At 63.8% G+C, this 15,365-nt stretch carries 17 protein-coding genes; 2 read left to right on the top strand and 15 right to left on the bottom strand.

Annotated elements, in window-relative coordinates:
- Window positions 1-51 precede the first annotated feature (51 nt).
- Both recA and QN084_RS19185 read right to left on the bottom strand, forming a co-directional pair.
- On the bottom strand, window positions 52-1,092 hold the full coding sequence (gene recA, locus QN084_RS19190) for a recombinase RecA (protein ID WP_021472659.1): 1,041 nt from the start codon (window positions 1,090-1,092) through the stop codon (window positions 52-54).
- Between the two features lie 256 nt (window positions 1,093-1,348).
- Window positions 1,349-1,570, bottom strand: coding sequence for a DUF3046 domain-containing protein (locus tag QN084_RS19185; protein ID WP_043426191.1), 222 nt, complete (start codon window positions 1,568-1,570; stop codon window positions 1,349-1,351).
- A 41-nt stretch (window positions 1,571-1,611) separates the two neighbouring features.
- Between QN084_RS19185 and QN084_RS19180 the strand changes: the two genes are divergently transcribed.
- Window positions 1,612-2,187: a MarR family winged helix-turn-helix transcriptional regulator gene (locus QN084_RS19180; protein ID WP_052474103.1), complete on the top strand. Its 576-nt coding sequence runs from the start codon at window positions 1,612-1,614 to the stop codon at window positions 2,185-2,187.
- An 85-nt stretch (window positions 2,188-2,272) separates the two neighbouring features.
- Here the strand turns inward: QN084_RS19180 and QN084_RS19175 are convergent, their stop codons facing one another.
- The 7 genes from QN084_RS19175 to QN084_RS19145 all read right to left on the bottom strand — a co-directional run bounded on the left by QN084_RS19175 (window position 2,273) and on the right by QN084_RS19145 (window position 9,971).
- Window positions 2,273-2,707, bottom strand: a complete 435-nt coding sequence (locus QN084_RS19175; protein ID WP_021472656.1) for a helix-turn-helix domain-containing protein — start codon at window positions 2,705-2,707, stop codon at window positions 2,273-2,275.
- Window positions 2,708-2,844: 137 nt separating this feature from the next.
- Window positions 2,845-3,354: a CinA family protein gene (locus QN084_RS19170; RefSeq protein ID WP_069694518.1), complete on the bottom strand. Its 510-nt coding sequence runs from the start codon at window positions 3,352-3,354 to the stop codon at window positions 2,845-2,847.
- On the bottom strand, window positions 3,351-3,953 hold the full coding sequence (gene pgsA / locus QN084_RS19165; protein WP_031216628.1) for a CDP-diacylglycerol--glycerol-3-phosphate 3-phosphatidyltransferase: 603 nt from the start codon (window positions 3,951-3,953) through the stop codon (window positions 3,351-3,353). Before pgsA ends, QN084_RS19170 begins: the two co-directional genes overlap by 4 nt.
- A gap of 23 nt (window positions 3,954-3,976) precedes the next feature.
- The gene (locus QN084_RS19160) at window positions 3,977-6,844 is read right to left on the bottom strand and encodes an FtsK/SpoIIIE family DNA translocase (protein ID WP_069694517.1); all 2,868 of its coding nucleotides are present in this window, start codon (window positions 6,842-6,844) and stop codon (window positions 3,977-3,979) included.
- Window positions 6,845-6,934: 90 nt separating this feature from the next.
- On the bottom strand, window positions 6,935-8,626 hold the full coding sequence (locus QN084_RS19155; RefSeq protein WP_021472652.1) for a ribonuclease J: 1,692 nt from the start codon (window positions 8,624-8,626) through the stop codon (window positions 6,935-6,937).
- A gap of 27 nt (window positions 8,627-8,653) precedes the next feature.
- Window positions 8,654-9,565 carry a 4-hydroxy-tetrahydrodipicolinate synthase gene (dapA, locus tag QN084_RS19150; protein ID WP_069694516.1) on the bottom strand — a complete coding sequence of 304 codons (912 nt, stop codon included), beginning with the start codon at window positions 9,563-9,565 and terminating at the stop codon, window positions 8,654-8,656.
- A gap of 61 nt (window positions 9,566-9,626) precedes the next feature.
- Window positions 9,627-9,971: a hypothetical protein gene (locus tag QN084_RS19145; protein WP_069694515.1), complete on the bottom strand. Its 345-nt coding sequence runs from the start codon at window positions 9,969-9,971 to the stop codon at window positions 9,627-9,629.
- Between the two features lie 118 nt (window positions 9,972-10,089).
- On the opposite strand from QN084_RS19145, the gene QN084_RS19140 reads away from it, so the two are divergent.
- The gene (locus QN084_RS19140) at window positions 10,090-11,325 is read left to right on the top strand and encodes a heparan-alpha-glucosaminide N-acetyltransferase domain-containing protein (protein WP_069694514.1); all 1,236 of its coding nucleotides are present in this window, start codon (window positions 10,090-10,092) and stop codon (window positions 11,323-11,325) included.
- Here the strand turns inward: QN084_RS19140 and QN084_RS19135 are convergent.
- The 6 genes from QN084_RS19135 to QN084_RS19110 all read right to left on the bottom strand — a co-directional run bounded on the left by QN084_RS19135 (window position 11,301) and on the right by QN084_RS19110 (window position 15,363).
- The gene (locus QN084_RS19135; RefSeq protein ID WP_069694513.1) at window positions 11,301-11,789 is read right to left on the bottom strand and encodes a hypothetical protein; all 489 of its coding nucleotides are present in this window, start codon (window positions 11,787-11,789) and stop codon (window positions 11,301-11,303) included. The two genes, QN084_RS19140 and QN084_RS19135, sit on opposite strands and share 25 nt — an antisense overlap.
- 4 nt (window positions 11,790-11,793) lie before the next feature.
- Window positions 11,794-12,552: a 4-hydroxy-tetrahydrodipicolinate reductase gene (gene dapB / locus QN084_RS19130; protein ID WP_069694512.1), complete on the bottom strand. Its 759-nt coding sequence runs from the start codon at window positions 12,550-12,552 to the stop codon at window positions 11,794-11,796.
- Between the two features lie 79 nt (window positions 12,553-12,631).
- Complete coding sequence (locus QN084_RS19125; RefSeq protein ID WP_021472646.1) at window positions 12,632-13,087, bottom strand: molybdenum cofactor biosynthesis protein MoaE; 456 nt, start codon at window positions 13,085-13,087, stop codon at window positions 12,632-12,634.
- On the bottom strand, window positions 13,077-13,580 hold the full coding sequence (locus QN084_RS19120; RefSeq protein ID WP_021472645.1) for a MogA/MoaB family molybdenum cofactor biosynthesis protein: 504 nt from the start codon (window positions 13,578-13,580) through the stop codon (window positions 13,077-13,079). Before QN084_RS19120 ends, QN084_RS19125 begins: the two co-directional genes overlap by 11 nt.
- Window positions 13,577-14,161: a cyclic pyranopterin monophosphate synthase MoaC gene (gene moaC, locus QN084_RS19115; RefSeq protein ID WP_021472644.1), complete on the bottom strand. Its 585-nt coding sequence runs from the start codon at window positions 14,159-14,161 to the stop codon at window positions 13,577-13,579. Before moaC ends, QN084_RS19120 begins: the two co-directional genes overlap by 4 nt.
- Window positions 14,149-15,363: a molybdopterin molybdotransferase MoeA gene (locus tag QN084_RS19110; protein ID WP_021472643.1), complete on the bottom strand. Its 1,215-nt coding sequence runs from the start codon at window positions 15,361-15,363 to the stop codon at window positions 14,149-14,151. The genes moaC and QN084_RS19110 overlap by 13 nt, the downstream gene beginning before the upstream one ends.
- Window positions 15,364-15,365 lie beyond the last annotated feature (2 nt).

Here is a 15,365-nt window from a genome sequence, read left to right as displayed (position 1 = left end):
GGGTCCGGTTCCGGATCGGCAGCAACCGGCGAATCCGGATCCGGCCCGTTCCTAACCGTCAACGGCCTTCAGCTTGGGCGATTCCTCTTCGGGCTTCACGCCTACGCCAAGCTTTTCCTTGATGAGGCGTTCCAACTCCTGGGCAAGCTCCGGGTTGTCCCGCAGGAAGCGGCGTGAGTTCTCCATGCCCTGACCGAGCTGATCGCCGTCGTAGGTGAACCAGGATCCCGACTTCTTGATGATGCCGTGTTCCACGCCCATGTCGATGATGCCGCCTTCGCGCGAGATCCCCTGGCCGTAGATGATGTCGAACTCGGCAATTTTAAAGGGCGGAGCCATCTTGTTCTTGACGATCTTTGCCTTGGTCCGGTTACCGACGGAATCGGCGCCTTCCTTCAGCGTCTGGATGCGGCGGACGTCAATACGCACTGAGGCATAGAACTTCAGTGCCTTACCACCGGTGGTGGTTTCCGGCGATCCGAAGAAGACGCCGATCTTCTCACGCAGCTGGTTGATGAAGATCGCGGTGGTCTTGGTCTGGCTCAAGCGACCGGTGATCTTTCGAAGGGCCTGGCTCATGAGGCGCGCCTGGAGGCCAACGTGGGAATCGCCCATCTCGCCCTCGATTTCAGCGCGGGGAACCAGCGCAGCCACGGAGTCAATGACGATGATGTCCAGCGAGCCGGAGCCCACCAGCATGTCCATGATTTCCAGCGCCTGTTCACCGGTGTCCGGCTGTGAAACCAGCAGGGCGTCCGTGTCTACGCCAAGCTTCGCGGCGTAATCGGGATCCAGGGCGTGTTCGGCGTCAATGAAGGCCGCGATGCCGCCGTTACGCTGTGCATTGGCTACAGCATGCAGGGCGACGGTGGTCTTACCGGAAGATTCCGGTCCATAGATTTCCACGACCCTGCCGCGCGGGAGTCCCCCGATGCCAAGGGCCACGTCCAAGGCAATGGAACCGGTGGGAATGACCTCGATCGGAGCGCGGGTGTCATCACCCAGGCGCATGATGGAGCCTTTGCCGAACTGCTTGTCGATCTGGGCAAGCGCTGCCTCGAGCGCCTTCTCACGATCCGGGGTTGCCGCCATGGTTCACACCTCTGATGCTTTCTCGCTGTGGAGTGGCCTGAACGGCCGCTTTCCTGTCACGTCTGACGCTAATGCGGCGCTCTGACATTTTTAGCTGCCCGCCTGGCCTATGTGGAAAACAAGGGTCGCCGGAGCGTGGAATGCGTCCTTCAGGATCAATTTTCCTCTCACAGGAGCATATCCAAATCCGAACAGATATTCGAACAACGCGACGGCGTGTCCCGGCCCGGCGTCGACCAGCTGGACCGGGTTACGGCTAACCGGTGGGTTTGATGTCCCGGCCAAGCCTGCGCTCGGGTGGCACGTCCTGCACGTCGCAAACTGCCAGCCAAACATCGCGGGGGTCGAAACCCGAGGCGAGGGCGTCCGTAGCGGTGCGGCCGCCAACTCCGGCCAGCACCAGGGATCCGGCAAGCACCCGGGAATAGCCCGCCCCGAATTCGTCGTCCATCAACCGCCAGAAATCACTTGCCCTCACGGATAGAGTCTCTCATGTCGCCGGACCCTAGAATGGTTGCCATGAGCAATCCTCTCCCCCATGCACCGGCCACTGCCGTCCAACGCGACGAAGTGGATGATGCCCTTCAGCAGGTTGAACACCAGCTGAGCTTGCTCTGGCGCCGCGCCCGTTCCATCTCGCACCAGCTTTCCCGCCAGGTCCATCCGGACATGGAACCCGCCGCCTATGGACTGCTGACCATCATCCGCCGCGAGGGCCCCATCCGCCTGACAGACCTGGCCTCCTGCGTTGGAGTCGGCAAGCCTTCCGTGAGCCGCCAAATCGCCTTCCTGGAGAGCCTCGGGCTTGTCTATAAGGAGGCAGATCCGCAGGACGGCAGGGCCCAGTCCATCCGGTTGACGGACAAGGGCGAAGAGAAGATGCACCAGGTGCAGGACGCCCGCCGGCAGGCTTTCCGCGAACGCCTGGGGACATGGCCGCTGGAGGACGTGCAGACCCTCGCCGAGTACATGGAAAGGCTCAACGCCGTGTACGGAGAGGGGCTGATCAAGGAGGCCCCAGCCAAAGACGACACCGCCGTAGAAGCCCCCGCCTCGGAAGACACTGCCAAAGACCCCGGGGACGCAGCGCAGTAGCAGATCCGGCGGAACCGCTGTCCGTGCCACCAACGCGAAAGGTCCCCAGCCAGTGGCTGGGGACCTTCGACGTACTAGGGGACGGTTACCGCGCTCCGGACAGCATGCCCTGGCCGAAGTCGTCGGTGAGATCGAGATCCCGACCGTAACGCTGGGAGAATTCCTGCGGAACCGTGTCCGGTACCGCAACTCCCTCTGCAACTGCGACGCGGTCGCTTACTTCGCGCAGCATGCTGGACAACGGTACGTCCAGTGCGGTGCAGATAGAAGACAGGAGCTCGGACGAAGCTTCCTTTTGGCCGCGTTCAACTTCACTCAAGTATCCGAGTGAAACGCGGGCGCTGTGCGAGACCTCGCGGAGGGTGCGGCCCTGACGCTGGCGGACATCGCGCAGTACATCACCGATTTCGTGGCGTAGTACGACCATTTTGCGCTCCTTCTGTTCGCTCTGTGCCTGATCAGCCAAGCCCACATCCTTCCAGCGGACAACGCCGTTCACGGATACGGGCTGCTTTACCATCTGTATCGCCTTGCTCCCTCGTTCTTCCGGTTCGCTGGTTGGCGGACCGGGTTGGTTTCTACATCCTAGGCGCCCCGACCATTCCGAAGCGACACAATGACACAACTATTGGCAATCAGTTTTTGTTCCCGACTACTTTACGAACGGTAACCATCCCCTTCCAACCCGCCAAGCAGCCTCGCCAACGCCGCAACACACGCTTGGTTCCTAATGGATTGCCTGTCCCCTTGGAACGAGTATTCAAACGCCCTTGATCCGGATTCTGCGGCGATTCCGATGAAGACCGTCCCCACTGCCTTGCCGTCATGGGCGTCCGGCCCTGCGACTCCGGTAGTGGAAATGCCGATGTCCGCCCCGCAGGCCCGGCGGGCTCCCGTGGCCATTGCTGCCGCCACGTCTCCATCAACGGATCCAACGGCGTCAAGGAGATCCTGCGGGACGCCCAGGACCGACGCCTTCACGGAGTTCTGATAGGCGACTACACCGCCCTGCAGCATCCCCGACGCGCCGGGAGTATTCGCGAGGGCAGCGGCCACCATTCCGGCCGTCAGCGACTCTGCCGTGGCCACTGTCAGGTGCCGTTCGAGCGCCAGCCGGACAGCCGCCGTCGCGGTTTCCGCTGCGTCGGCACTTACGGCGGCGCTCATGCTTTCCGCCCGGCGGCCCGAAGCTTGAGAGCCTGGATGACGTATTCGACGCCGGTCCAGAGCGTGATGGCCAGCGCAGCCATCATCACCCAGAACGCGACGTCGACGAGCCATGGGGCAATCGCTTTCAGGGGCATGGTGTACAGGAAGATGGCCACGGTCTGCACAACCGTCTTGAGTTTGCCTCCGCGGGAAGCGGGCATCACGCCGTACCTGATGACGAAGAACCGCAGCGCGGTAATACCCCACTCCCTGACCAGGATCAGGATGGTCACCCACCAAGGCAGCTCCCCCAGGACGGAGAGCAGGACGAGCGCTGAACCGATCAGCAATTTATCCGCTATGGGATCGGCGATCTTGCCGAAATTGGTGATGAGACCCCGCGCCCGGGCGATGTCGCCGTCGAGCTTGTCCGTGTAGATCGCCACAGCGAAAGCCACGACGGCGGCCCACCGCCAGAGACCGTGCCGGCCATCGTCCGCGAGCAGGAACCACACGAAAAAGGGCACCAGGACGATGCGGAGCATGGTGAGGATATTGGGCAGGTTCCACACTTCGGAACCCCTAGACGTGGCGTTGTCGCCCTCGGCTGTAGTCACTTCTCTAGGCTACCGTCTGGACTTCAGCGGCCTGTGAGCGACCAAGCGTCTTCGCCGCCTTCGTCGTCATCGGAACCATCGGCCCCGTCGAAATAATCGATCGCCTGGGTGCGGTTGTCGAGGTCTGCGGCAACGACGTCCTCTGCATAGCCGCCGACCGCAATGTTGGCGTTGGCGTTATCGCTCAGGGCGGCGGTCTGGGCGTCGGGAGCCGCAGGGGCCTCCTGGCCCTTCATGGCAGCCAGCACGGCGGCGAGATCGTCCGGCTTCACCAGGACGTCCCGGGCCTTGGAGCCCTCGGAGGGGCCCACGACGCCGCGGGACTCCAGGAGGTCCATGAGGCGTCCCGCCTTGGCGAATCCGACGCGGAGCTTGCGCTGGAGCATGGACGTGGAACCGAACTGCGTGGTAACCACGAGTTCCGTGGCCTGCAGGAGGACTTCGAGATCGTCTCCGATGTCATCATCAATCTGCTTCTTGGGAGCCTCGGCGGCAACGTCGTCACGGTAGACGGCCTGCAGCTGTCCCTTGACGTGTTCCACCACCTTGTGGATTTCCGATTCGGATACCCAGGCGCCTTGGACACGCATGGCCTTGGAAGCGCCCATGGGCAGGAACAAGGCATCGCCTTGACCGATCAGCTTCTCTGCACCCGGCTGGTCCAGCACGACGCGGGAGTCGGTGACGGAGGACGTGGCGAAGGCCATTCGGGAGGGGACGTTGGCCTTGATGAGGCCGGTGACGACGTCCACGGAAGGACGCTGGGTTGCCAGCACCAAGTGGATACCGGCCGCACGGGCCAACTGCGTAATGCGGACGATCGAATCTTCGACGTCACGCGGGGCCACCATCATGAGGTCCGCGAGTTCGTCCACGATCACCAGCAGGTACGGGTAGGGCTTGATGATCCGCTTGGAATCGACCGGCGGCGTGACCTTGCCCGCACGGACCGCCTTGTTGAAATCGTCGATGTGCTTGTAGCCGTAGTTCGCGAGGTCATCATAGCGGGCATCCATTTCACGCACTACCCACTGCAAAGCCTCCGCAGCCTTCTTGGGGTTGGTGATGATGGGCGTGATCAGGTGGGGAACGCCTTCATAGGCGGTAAGTTCCACGCGCTTGGGGTCCACCATGACCATGCGGACTTCATCGGGAGTTGCACGCATCAGGATGGACGTGATCATGGAGTTCACGAAACTCGACTTGCCGGCGCCGGTGGCACCGGCAACCAGGAGGTGGGGCATTTTGGCGAGGTTGGCAACCACGTAGCCACCCTCGACGTCCTTGCCGACGCCCATCACCATGGGATGGTCTGTCCGCCGCGCGTTCTGGCTCCGCAAAACGTCTCCCAGGGACACGGTTTCGCGGTCCGTGTTGGGGATTTCGATGCCAATGGCCGACTTGCCCGGAATGGGGCTCAGGATACGGACATCGCTGGAAGCAACGGCGTAGGAGATGTTCTTGGACAGCGCCGTAACGCGCTCCACTTTTGTTCCCGGGGACAGTTCGATCTCGTACCGGGTGACCGTGGGTCCACGGCTGAAACCCGTCACCGTGGCGTCGACATTGAACTGGGTCAGGGTGTCCGTCAGGGCAGCAACGACGGCGTCGTTCGCTTCCGTGCGTTCCTTCGGAATGGACCCCGGCGTGAGGTAGTCGGAGGCAGGAAGCGTATAGGTGACATCTCCGGCCAAGGACAACTGTTCCGTGCGCTGCGGGATGGGAGTTTGGGGCAGCGGGGCTCCGGCGGGCTTGGCCGGAACCTGTGCCACGGGAGTTGTCATCTCCGGACTCAGTACGGGGATGGCCTCGGTGGGATTGTCGGCACCCGGGGTGGCACCTGCGCCCGGCGCAGCGGCCAGGCCCTGTGCGGCCTTGATCTTTCCGACGGCGATTTCGGCCTGGGTGGGCCGCCGTACGCCCGGCGGGACGCGCGGAGCGGCATCGGCGGGAGATTCGTCGTCGTCCACGATGGCGTGCTCGAAGGCCTCGTCGCCCACGTAGCCTTCCAAGTGTGGATCGGCTTCCTGGTCCTTGCCAAAGAGGCGTGTGCGCTTCTTCTTGCCGGCCTTGGCCGGCTTGTCCTCTCCGTAGAGGTAGCTGCGGTCATGTGCTTCCTGGCTTGCCCGGGCTTCCTCCAGGTCCACGCCCATGAGGTGTTCGTAACCCGAGCGGATGCGGGCAGGAATGGCCCCGAAGGGAGTGGCGGTCACAATCAGCACCGACACAAACGCGAGGAGGCTGTAAAAGAGGACAGGTATGGCTACGTGGATGGCCGCCAGTGGTGAGGCAGCAAGGAAACCCAGCATTCCGCCTGCGCGACGGAGCCCGTCAAATCCTTCGCCCACGGAAGGCTGTCCTCCAATGACGTGCGCCAGGGCCGACCCCGCCAGCGCCATCACCAGGAAACCAATTCCCACGCGGTTGTTTCCGCGGCCGTCCTGCGGTTTCCGGAAAAGCCGGAACGCGCAAATGAAGAGCATCAGCGGCAGGAGCAGGGACATCCAGCCAAACGTGCCATTGACCACGCTGTAGACGATGTCCGGCAACCAGCCCGTCCATCCCCACCAGGCGAAGGTCGCAACAGCAATACCCAGCACCAGGTTGAACAGGGCAGCGCCGTCCCGCCGGTCCTCGGGGTCAAGGTCGCTGACATCCGAACCGATACGGCGCACTCCCGCGCCGACCACGTGTCCGATGCCCTGCCATGCACCGGACAGCATCCGGACCGGGAAAGGCGCTTGGGGTTCGACGGCGGACTGCTTGGTCCGCGTGGATCCACTGCGGCTGCTTTTGGCCGCCGCGCTGGATTTGGTTGCAGCTGAGCCCCGGCCGCTGCCGGTTTTACTGCTTGAGCTGCCTCGTGGCGTGGAGGAGGTACGGGTCGCCATATCTGCCACGCTACCGCAAGGGGGCCTGAAATCCGCGGATTTCAGGCCCCCTTGGGACTGCATGTTGCCTGCTGCTGGTTGCCTGGCAGCCTATGCCTCCAGGACCACGGGAATGATCATCGGGCGTCGGCGCAACTTGCGGTTCACCCACGTGCCGATAACCCTCCGGACCACCTGCTGCAGCTGGTGGTTGGTGTGGTCAGCGTGGTTCAGGACGGCTTCTTCCAGTGCGGCATTGATCTTCGGGATGATCTCGTCGAAGACGGAATCATCCTCAGCCACACCGCGTGCATGGATTTCGGGACCGGAAACGATTTTGCCGGTGGTCCGGTTGATGACGGTGATGACGGAGATGAAGCCTTCATCGCCAAGGATGCGCCGGTCTTTCAGATCGGCATCCGTGATCTCGCCGACGCTCGAGCCGTCGACGTAGACCAAGCCAACCTCCACTTGTCCTACGACTCGTGCCTTCTGGTTCCTCAGGTCGATGACGGTGCCGTTGTCGCTCAGGATGACATTCTCCGCCGGGACGCCGGACGCGGCCGCAATGTTTCCGTTGGCGATCAGGTGCCGGGTTTCACCGTGGACGGGCATGGCGTTCAAGGGCTTGAGGATGTTGTAGCAGTACAGCAACTCCCCTGCTGCCGCGTGACCCGAGACGTGCACCTTCGCGGTTCCCTTATGGATGACCGCTGCACCGAGCTTCAGCAGGCCGTTGATGATGCGGAAGACGGCGTTCTCATTGCCCGGAATGAGGCTCGAAGCCAGGATGACCGTGTCGCCTTCGCCCACCACCACACGGTGGTCGCCGTTGGCCATGCGCGACAACGCCGCCATGGGCTCTCCTTGCGAGCCTGTGGACATGAGGACCACGCGGTTGTCCGGCAGGTCATCGATGTTCTTGATGTCCACGAGGATTCCCGGCGGGACGTCGAGGTATCCAAGCTTGGCGGCGATAGCCATGTTGCGGACCATGGAACGGCCAACAAAAGCCACGTTGCGCCCGTGCTTGGCAGCGGCGTCCAGGACCTGCTGCACCCGGTGGACGTGGGAGGAGAAGGACGCGACAATGATGCGCTTCTGCGCCTGCCCGAACAGCAGGTCCAGCGTTGGACCGATTTCCTTTTCGGCCGTGGTGAAGCCGGGAACATCGGCGTTGGTGGAGTCGGCCATGAAAAGGTCTACGCCTTCTTCACCCAAACGGGCAAAGTGACGCAGGTCGGTGATCCGGCCGTCCAGCGGCAACTGGTCCATCTTGAAGTCGCCGGTGTGGAGCACGGTTCCGCCCTCGGTGCGGATGAACACTGCCAGGGCGTCGGGAATCGAGTGGTTGACCGCCACGAACTCGCATTCGAACGGGCCGAACTGTTCCACCTGCCCCTCGGTGACGGTGAGGGTGTAAGGCTTGATCCGGTGCTCCTGCAGCTTCGCCTCAACCAGGGCAAGGGTCAGCTGGGAGCCAATGAGCGGGATATCGGCCTTGAGGCGGAGCAGATAGGGTACGGCGCCGATGTGGTCTTCGTGTCCGTGCGTCAGGACAACACCGACGACGTCGTCCAAGCGGTCCTCGATGTAGGAAAAATCGGGCAGGATCAGGTCGACGCCGGGCTGTGTTTCTTCCGGGAAGAGTACTCCGCAGTCAACCACCAGCAATTTGCCGCTGATTTCGAAGACCGCCATGTTGCGGCCAATCTCCCCCAGTCCACCGAGCGGAACAATCCGCAGCGTGCCGTGTGGCAGTTTGGGCGGAGTAACCAGTCCAGGAAGGGCGGTTTGGGTCATATTTTGCTTCTTTCCGGCGGAACCGTCCTAGACGTTGAAGTCCATTCCGGCCTCAGCCAAGTCCCCGCGGATGGTGTCGATCTCGGCCTGGTCCGGCTCCACGAGGGGCAAACGGACAACCGAGTTGGGCAGGACTCCCTGCCACTTGAGAATCTGCTTGGCGGCTACTGCGCCTTGGACCCGGGTCATGGTTGCGCGCACCACGGGCTCCAATTCAAAGTTAATGGTCCTCGCTGTCGCGAGGTCGTTCGCGTTCATGGCATCAATGAGCTCACGGAAGCGCCGGGTGGCCACATGCGTGGTGACGCCCACAAGGCCGGCAGCACCCATCGCCATCCACTGGAGGGTCAGGCCGTCATCACCCGAATAGAAGACGAGGTCCGTTTCAGCCATGACCCGCGTGGCGGCGGCGAAATCGGCCTTGGCGTCCTTCACGGCAACGATATTCTGGTGCTGAGCCAGCGCGATCATGGTCTCGGGTGCGATGGCAATTGAGGATCGGCCCGGAATGTCATACAGCATGACGGGCAGGTCCGTGGAAGAAGCGATCGTCTCGAAATGCGCCCGCACGCCGGCCTGGCTGGGCTTGTTGTAGTAGGGAGTGACGATCAGAAGACCATCAACACCCAGCTGGGCGGCACGCTGCGACAAATGCACCGAGTGTGCGGTGTCGTTGGTGCCGGTTCCGGCGATGATGGCGGCCTTGCCGCCAACGGCTTCCTTGACGGCACGGAACATGCCGAGGTTTTCCTCATCAGTGAGGGTTGAGGTCTCCCCCGTGGTGCCGGTGACCACGAGGCCGTCGCAACCGTCCTGGACGAGCTTTTCTGCCAGCGCTGCGGCTCGGTCGTAGTCGACCTTGCCATCCTCGGTGAACGGGGTGACCATGGCGGTCAGCAGGGTACCAAGAGCGGGAATGCGCGCGCGGGAGTCAGACATAGGAAAAACGTTACCCTGTCCCGCGCCGGTTACGGGAATGCGGCCCGCGTGATGGTCGTCATCACCGGACGTTGGGACTCGCGGGGGTTCCCGCGGCCTCCTCCGAGCAGTAGCGCGATACGGCCAACTCCTTGAGGTGCTCAGCCCAGGTCACCAGCCGCTGGGTGGCCCGCACATATTCGAACAGCTCCAAGGGCGTCAGGGCGTCGAGGTCCGTCTCGGTCAGCCTGCGCGCGAGTTCGGCGCCGGGAGCCTGTTCACCGAGCACCACACCCTCGTGGCGCCACTGCACATCCTCCGGCGGTTCGCCTGCCACGAGTTGCCTGAACAGGAAGTCCACCACTCCTGGGCTCATGGCCTTCATGGGCCCGCGCATGCCGTCTGCGGATCGGGAAGCGTCGTTCATGCCGCCATACTATTCGAACATATATTCGAAAACAAGGCCTCGGCGTGGGGAGGCATCATGGCGCGTCCGCGTAGCCGTCGGTAATCCGGGCCGCCGTCGGCCGTGAGACGATCACTTCATGACTTCCCCGGACACGACGCCGAACAACATGGCTTCGCCGGGCCACAACTTCTCTCCGCGCCTCACAGGCATCGACGCGGCGCGCGGTGCCGCGCTTTTGGGCATGATGGCCACCCATCTCCTGCCGACCTTCGGACCTGCACCGGGTTGGGAACCAACATGGATCGGCCTGACCTTCTCCGGAAGGTCGTCAGCGTTGTTTGCGGTCCTCGCCGGAGTCGGTCTTGCCCTTGCCACGGGCAAACAGGCACCGCGCCGAGGGGCTGAGCTGGGTGCCGCCAGGGGTGGCGTAGCGCTGCGCGCGTTGGTGATCGCCGTCGTCGGGCTGGCGCTGGGCGGGCTGGAAGTCAACGTAGCCATCATCCTGGTGCACTATGCAGTCCTGTTCCTGTGCATCCTGCCCTTCCTTGGACTGGGCGTCCGGGCGCTGAGCGCGTGGGCGGCGGGATGGATACTGCTCTCCCCGGTCCTCGGCTACCTCGTCAGACCGGTGCTACTGGAGGCAAACCCGCCCTTGCAGCTAGGGCACAACCCCAACGTCGAAGACCTGCAGACCCCCGGGGCGCTCCTCGCAGACCTCTTCTTCACGGGTTACTACCCCGTGTGCCAGTGGATCTCGTACCTTCTGCTCGGTTTGCTGATCGGCAGGCTCGCGTTGTCCAAGCAGCGGGTGCAAGTCCTCCTGCTTGCCGTCGGAACAGCCGTGGCCATCGTGTCGAAAGTCCTGGGAATCCTGGCCATGGAAGCCTGGGGTGGGCGGGCTGCCTTGAGTACGCTGCCGGGCGTCCGCGGCTACCCCCTGGAGAGCATGCTCCAAGTGAACCTGACGGGCCTGCGCCAAACGGACTCGTTGTGGTGGCTGGCCACCGCATCACCACACGCCGGAACCACGCTTGACCTGCTCCACACCGGCGGAACGGCCGCCGCGGCAATAGGTTTCTTCCTGCTGCTGGGCAGCTGGTCGGAAAGGATTGGCGTACGGTTCCTGCTGGTCCTCAGCGGTCCGGGAGCCATGACGCTGACGCTGTATTCGCTCCATGTGTGGGCGGTGTCCTGGTTTGTGGACCAGCCCCTTCCCAGCGGCTGGACGAACGAAACCATGTACTGGGCGCAGGCACTCACAGTGATCGCCGTAGGTGCCGTCTTTGCACTGCTCCGCCGCCGCGGACCCTTGGAGTGGCTGGCCCACCAGGCCTCACGCCTGGGGAGCTACCGCCCGGCGGCCGGCGACTGATCGCGGAACAGTTTCACGGCGTCGCGCATCGATGCCCGGGCACGCTTCCTGTCACCTGAAGCGTCATACGCACAACTGAGCCGGAACCATGAGCGCCAGTCCTCCGGGGCTGCCTCGGCCTCGGCCTTGTACTTTTCGAATTCAGCGTCCGCCGCGGAGCGGACGATCCTTCCGCCCGGAGTGCGCGGCAGGTTATCCACCGGAAGGCCGCCCTCGGCTTCGAGGACTTTGGCCATCTGTTCAGTCCGTGCACCGAAGAGCAGCTCGCGGATCAGCGCCCACGCACCAACTACAGGCAGGACGAGGTAGGCCGCACCGATCCCCTTGGCCACGGGGTTGGGGTCCCCCAGCAGCAACAACGAGCGTTGCAGGGAAACCACCAAGTACAGCACCAGCAGCAAGGTGATGGCGCCAACCCAGATCTTGGTCCTGTTGTTCTTGAGGGTGTGCCAGAAGTTCGACATGGTCCTAAAGCCCCAGGTCCAGGTACCCGTCAAGGCCCACAGTAAGGCCGGGGTGGGCAGCAACCTTGCGCAGGCCCAGCAGGACACCGGGCATGAAGGACGCACGGTCAAAGGAGTCGTGACGCAAAGTCAGCTGCTCGCCGGGGCCGCCCAGGAGCACCTCCTGATGTGCCACCAGGCCGCGCAGGCGGACGCTGTGCACGCGGACTCCGTCCACTTCGCATCCCCGGGCTCCCTCAAGGGCGGACTCCGTGGCGTCCGGGCTGGACGGCAGACCCGCTTCCTTGCGTGCCTCAGCGATCAACTGCGCTGTCCGTACTGCTGTTCCCGAGGGGGCATCCACCTTGTTGGGGTGGTGCAGCTCAATGATTTCCACCGATTCGAAGTACTTCGACGCCTTGGCGGCGAACGCAGATGCCAGCACCGATCCGAGGGCGAAGTTCGGAGCGATCAGGACGCCGGTGCCCTGCTGCTGCTCCAGCAATTCGCGCAGGGAGTCCAGGCGTGACGCGTCCCATCCCGTGGTTCCAACGACGGCGTGAATGCCGTGCTCGACGGCGAACCGAACGTTGGCTTCGGTGGTGTCGGGGACTGTCAGGTCCACGATGTACTGCGCTCCTGCCTCAAGCAGCGTCTCCAGGGAATCGCCGCGGCCAAGGGCGGCTACCAGCTTCATGTCCTCGGCTGCTTCAACAGCTTTGACGGCTTCGATTCCCATGCGCCCGCGGGCGCCAAGTACTGCTACGGCAAGTTGTTCGGTCATGGCATCAACACTACCGCCGGGGCCCGGACAGGACGGAACCGTTACCAGGCCGGCGAACCACTGCCAGGCAAAGCCCCGGCTACTCCCCCGCGCCGACCCATTCCACGGTGCCGTCGCTGAAGAACTGTTCCTTCCAGATGGGTACCTGGGCCTTGATCCGGTCAACCAGCTCGGCGCAGACGGCAAAGGCCTGCCCACGGTGCGCGGCAGCCACGGCGCACACCAAGGCGGGGTCTCCGACTTCCAAGGAACCCACGCGGTGCGCGGCCCAGATCCGGACGGGTTGTTGGGCCTCGCCGGAATGCTCGGCCACGAGCGCGGCCACTACCTCGGACATGGTGCGGTGGGCAGTGGGATGCGCACTGTAGCTCAAGCGGTCCACGGGTTTGCCGCCGTCGTGGTTGCGTACTACGCCGCTAAAGCTGACGACGGCCCCGGCCGTATCCGATTCGACGGCGGCTATAGCCTGGTCCACGGAGATCGGCTCGGCGCTGAGCACTGCACTGACAACTTCGAAGTCTGTTTCAGTGGCCATGGTTTCCTTCCAATTGTTCACAAAGGTGTCCGAGTAGCGGGTCCAGCACGGACAAACCGTCCATGACCCCTTTCGGCGAACCGGGGAGGTTGATGATGAAGGTCTTGCCGGCGGTCCCGGCATGGCCGCGGCTCAGCATGGCCATGGGTGTTTTTTCGCTGCCTGCACGCCTGATCCCTTCCATGATTCCCGGGATTTCGCGGTCCAGGAGTGGCAGGGTCATCTCGGGCGTGTGGTCGTCCGGGCTGAGTCCCGTCCCGCCGCTGGTGATAATGACCGAGGGCCCCTGGGTCAGGAGCGCACGCAGGGCCGCGCCCACCGGCTCACCGTCCGGCACCACCATGGTCGGAAATACATCGAAGCCGTGCTCCGCCAGCCAATCCTGGATGACCGGGCCGGTCCCGTCACGGTAGGTTCCGGCCGCCGCTCGCGTGGAGGCGATCACGACGCCGGCCTTCCGGGGCCCGTGCGCGCCAGGCTCGCAGGCGCTCATGCCTGTCCTCCAGCGGAAGGGTCGGCAACGGCCCCGGCGCCGGAGGTTGCAGCGTCGGAAGTTCCAGTGACTCCCGGTTGACCCCCAAGGCTCCAACTGCCGCTCTTGCCGCCGCTCTTGGCCAGCACATGGATGTCTGTGAGGACCGCGTGCTTGTCCACAGCCTTGATCATGTCGTAGACGCTCAACGCAGCCACCGAAGCAGCCGTCAGGGCTTCCATCTCGACTCCGGTGACGCCCCGGGTCTTGACCGTGGCGAGGATTTGGACAGCATCCCGCCCCAGTTCAAAGTCCACAGTGACTTTGGAGATGGGCAGTGGATGGCACAACGGAATGAGCTCGGGAGTCTTCTTGGCTGCCATGATTCCGGCGACGCGTGCCACCGCCAGGGCATCGCCCTTGGGCAGTTCGCCCGCACCAAGGAGGGCAAGAACCTCGGGCCTGCTCCGCACTGTTGCTGCGGCTGTGGCTTCGCGGGTGGTGACAGCTTTGTCAGAGACATCAACCATCTGGGCCGTACCGTCGTGGCGCAGGTGTGTCAGGCTACCGGATTCATGGGAAGTTTGGTTCACAGCACCCATACTTCCACTTCGTCTCCTGCTTGTAATTCCGTGACGTCGGCGGGCACCTGGATCAATGCGTTGGAGCGGGCCAGCGCATGGACGAGGTGCGAACCAGCGCCGCCTTCAAGGCGGACTACGCCGTTTTCGATGATCCCGCGCCGCACCTGGTGCTTTCCCTTGGGCGATGTCAACGGTTCGGCGAGCCGTGCCGGCAGCATCTGCCTGGGCCTCGGCGCACCGAGGACTTCCGATAGCGCAGGCCGGAGGAACATTTCGAACGACACGAGGCAACTGACGGGGTTCCCGGGAAAGCCAAGGAAAGGGACGTCGTTGAAGGTCCCGATTCCCTGCGGCCCGCCCGGCTGCATGGCCACGGGCACGAATTCGACGTCTTCGCCTGCCATTGCCTGGCGCACCACCTCGTACGCGCCTTTGCTGACCCCGCCGGTAGTGACCACAAGATCCACGGCACTTCCGTTGTCCGTGTGCTTCCGCAGGACATCGAGCAGCCCGGCAGGATCGTCGTCGGAGATTCCGTTCCGCACCACCTCAAGCCCCGCCTGGCGCATGGACGCCTCCAGAAGCGTTCCGTTGGAGTCGTAGATTTTGCCTGTCACCAGCGGGTTCCCGGGTTCGACGACCTCATCGCCGGTGGTGACCAGCAGTACCCGCAGTGGACTGCGCACTTCCACGCTCGTCAGACCGAGCGCCGCCAGCAAGCCCAGTTGCGCCGGCCCCAGTGATGTCCCGGCTGCCAACGCCAAGGCACCTTCGGCGATGTCGCTTCCGGCATCCCGGACGAAGGTTCCGGGAGCCGTGGCAGGAAGCCGGACCAGCGCATCTACGGCTCCGGCGGCAGGAAACACTGAAGGAACCGCCCGCTCGATCGGGACGACGGCGTCTGCCCCCTTGGGAAGCATGGCGCCGGTCATGATGGGAACGGCAAAGCCACGTTCCAGTGCCGCCGGCCGGGCACCGGCCGGAACCGGCGCCCCCACCCTGAGCTCCGCGCCGCCGTCGGGGATATCCGCCGAGAAAACGGCAAAACCGTCCATCTGCGAGTTGGCGAACGGCGGCAGCGACACCGGTGCCCGCAGGTCTGCTGCGAGCGCTCTTCCTATGGCATCCAGCAGCGGCAGTTCCTCGGTGCCTTTCCGGGCTGCTTGCCTGGTGAGCAGTTCCACGACGGCGCCGCGGTGGGCAGCAACGGATCTTGGCACGG

It is taken from the genome of Paenarthrobacter sp. R1 (genome assembly GCF_030264015.1).
GTDB lineage: Bacteria > Actinomycetota > Actinomycetes > Actinomycetales > Micrococcaceae > Arthrobacter > Arthrobacter ureafaciens.
This window is presented reverse-complemented; position numbering and strand designations above follow the sequence as displayed.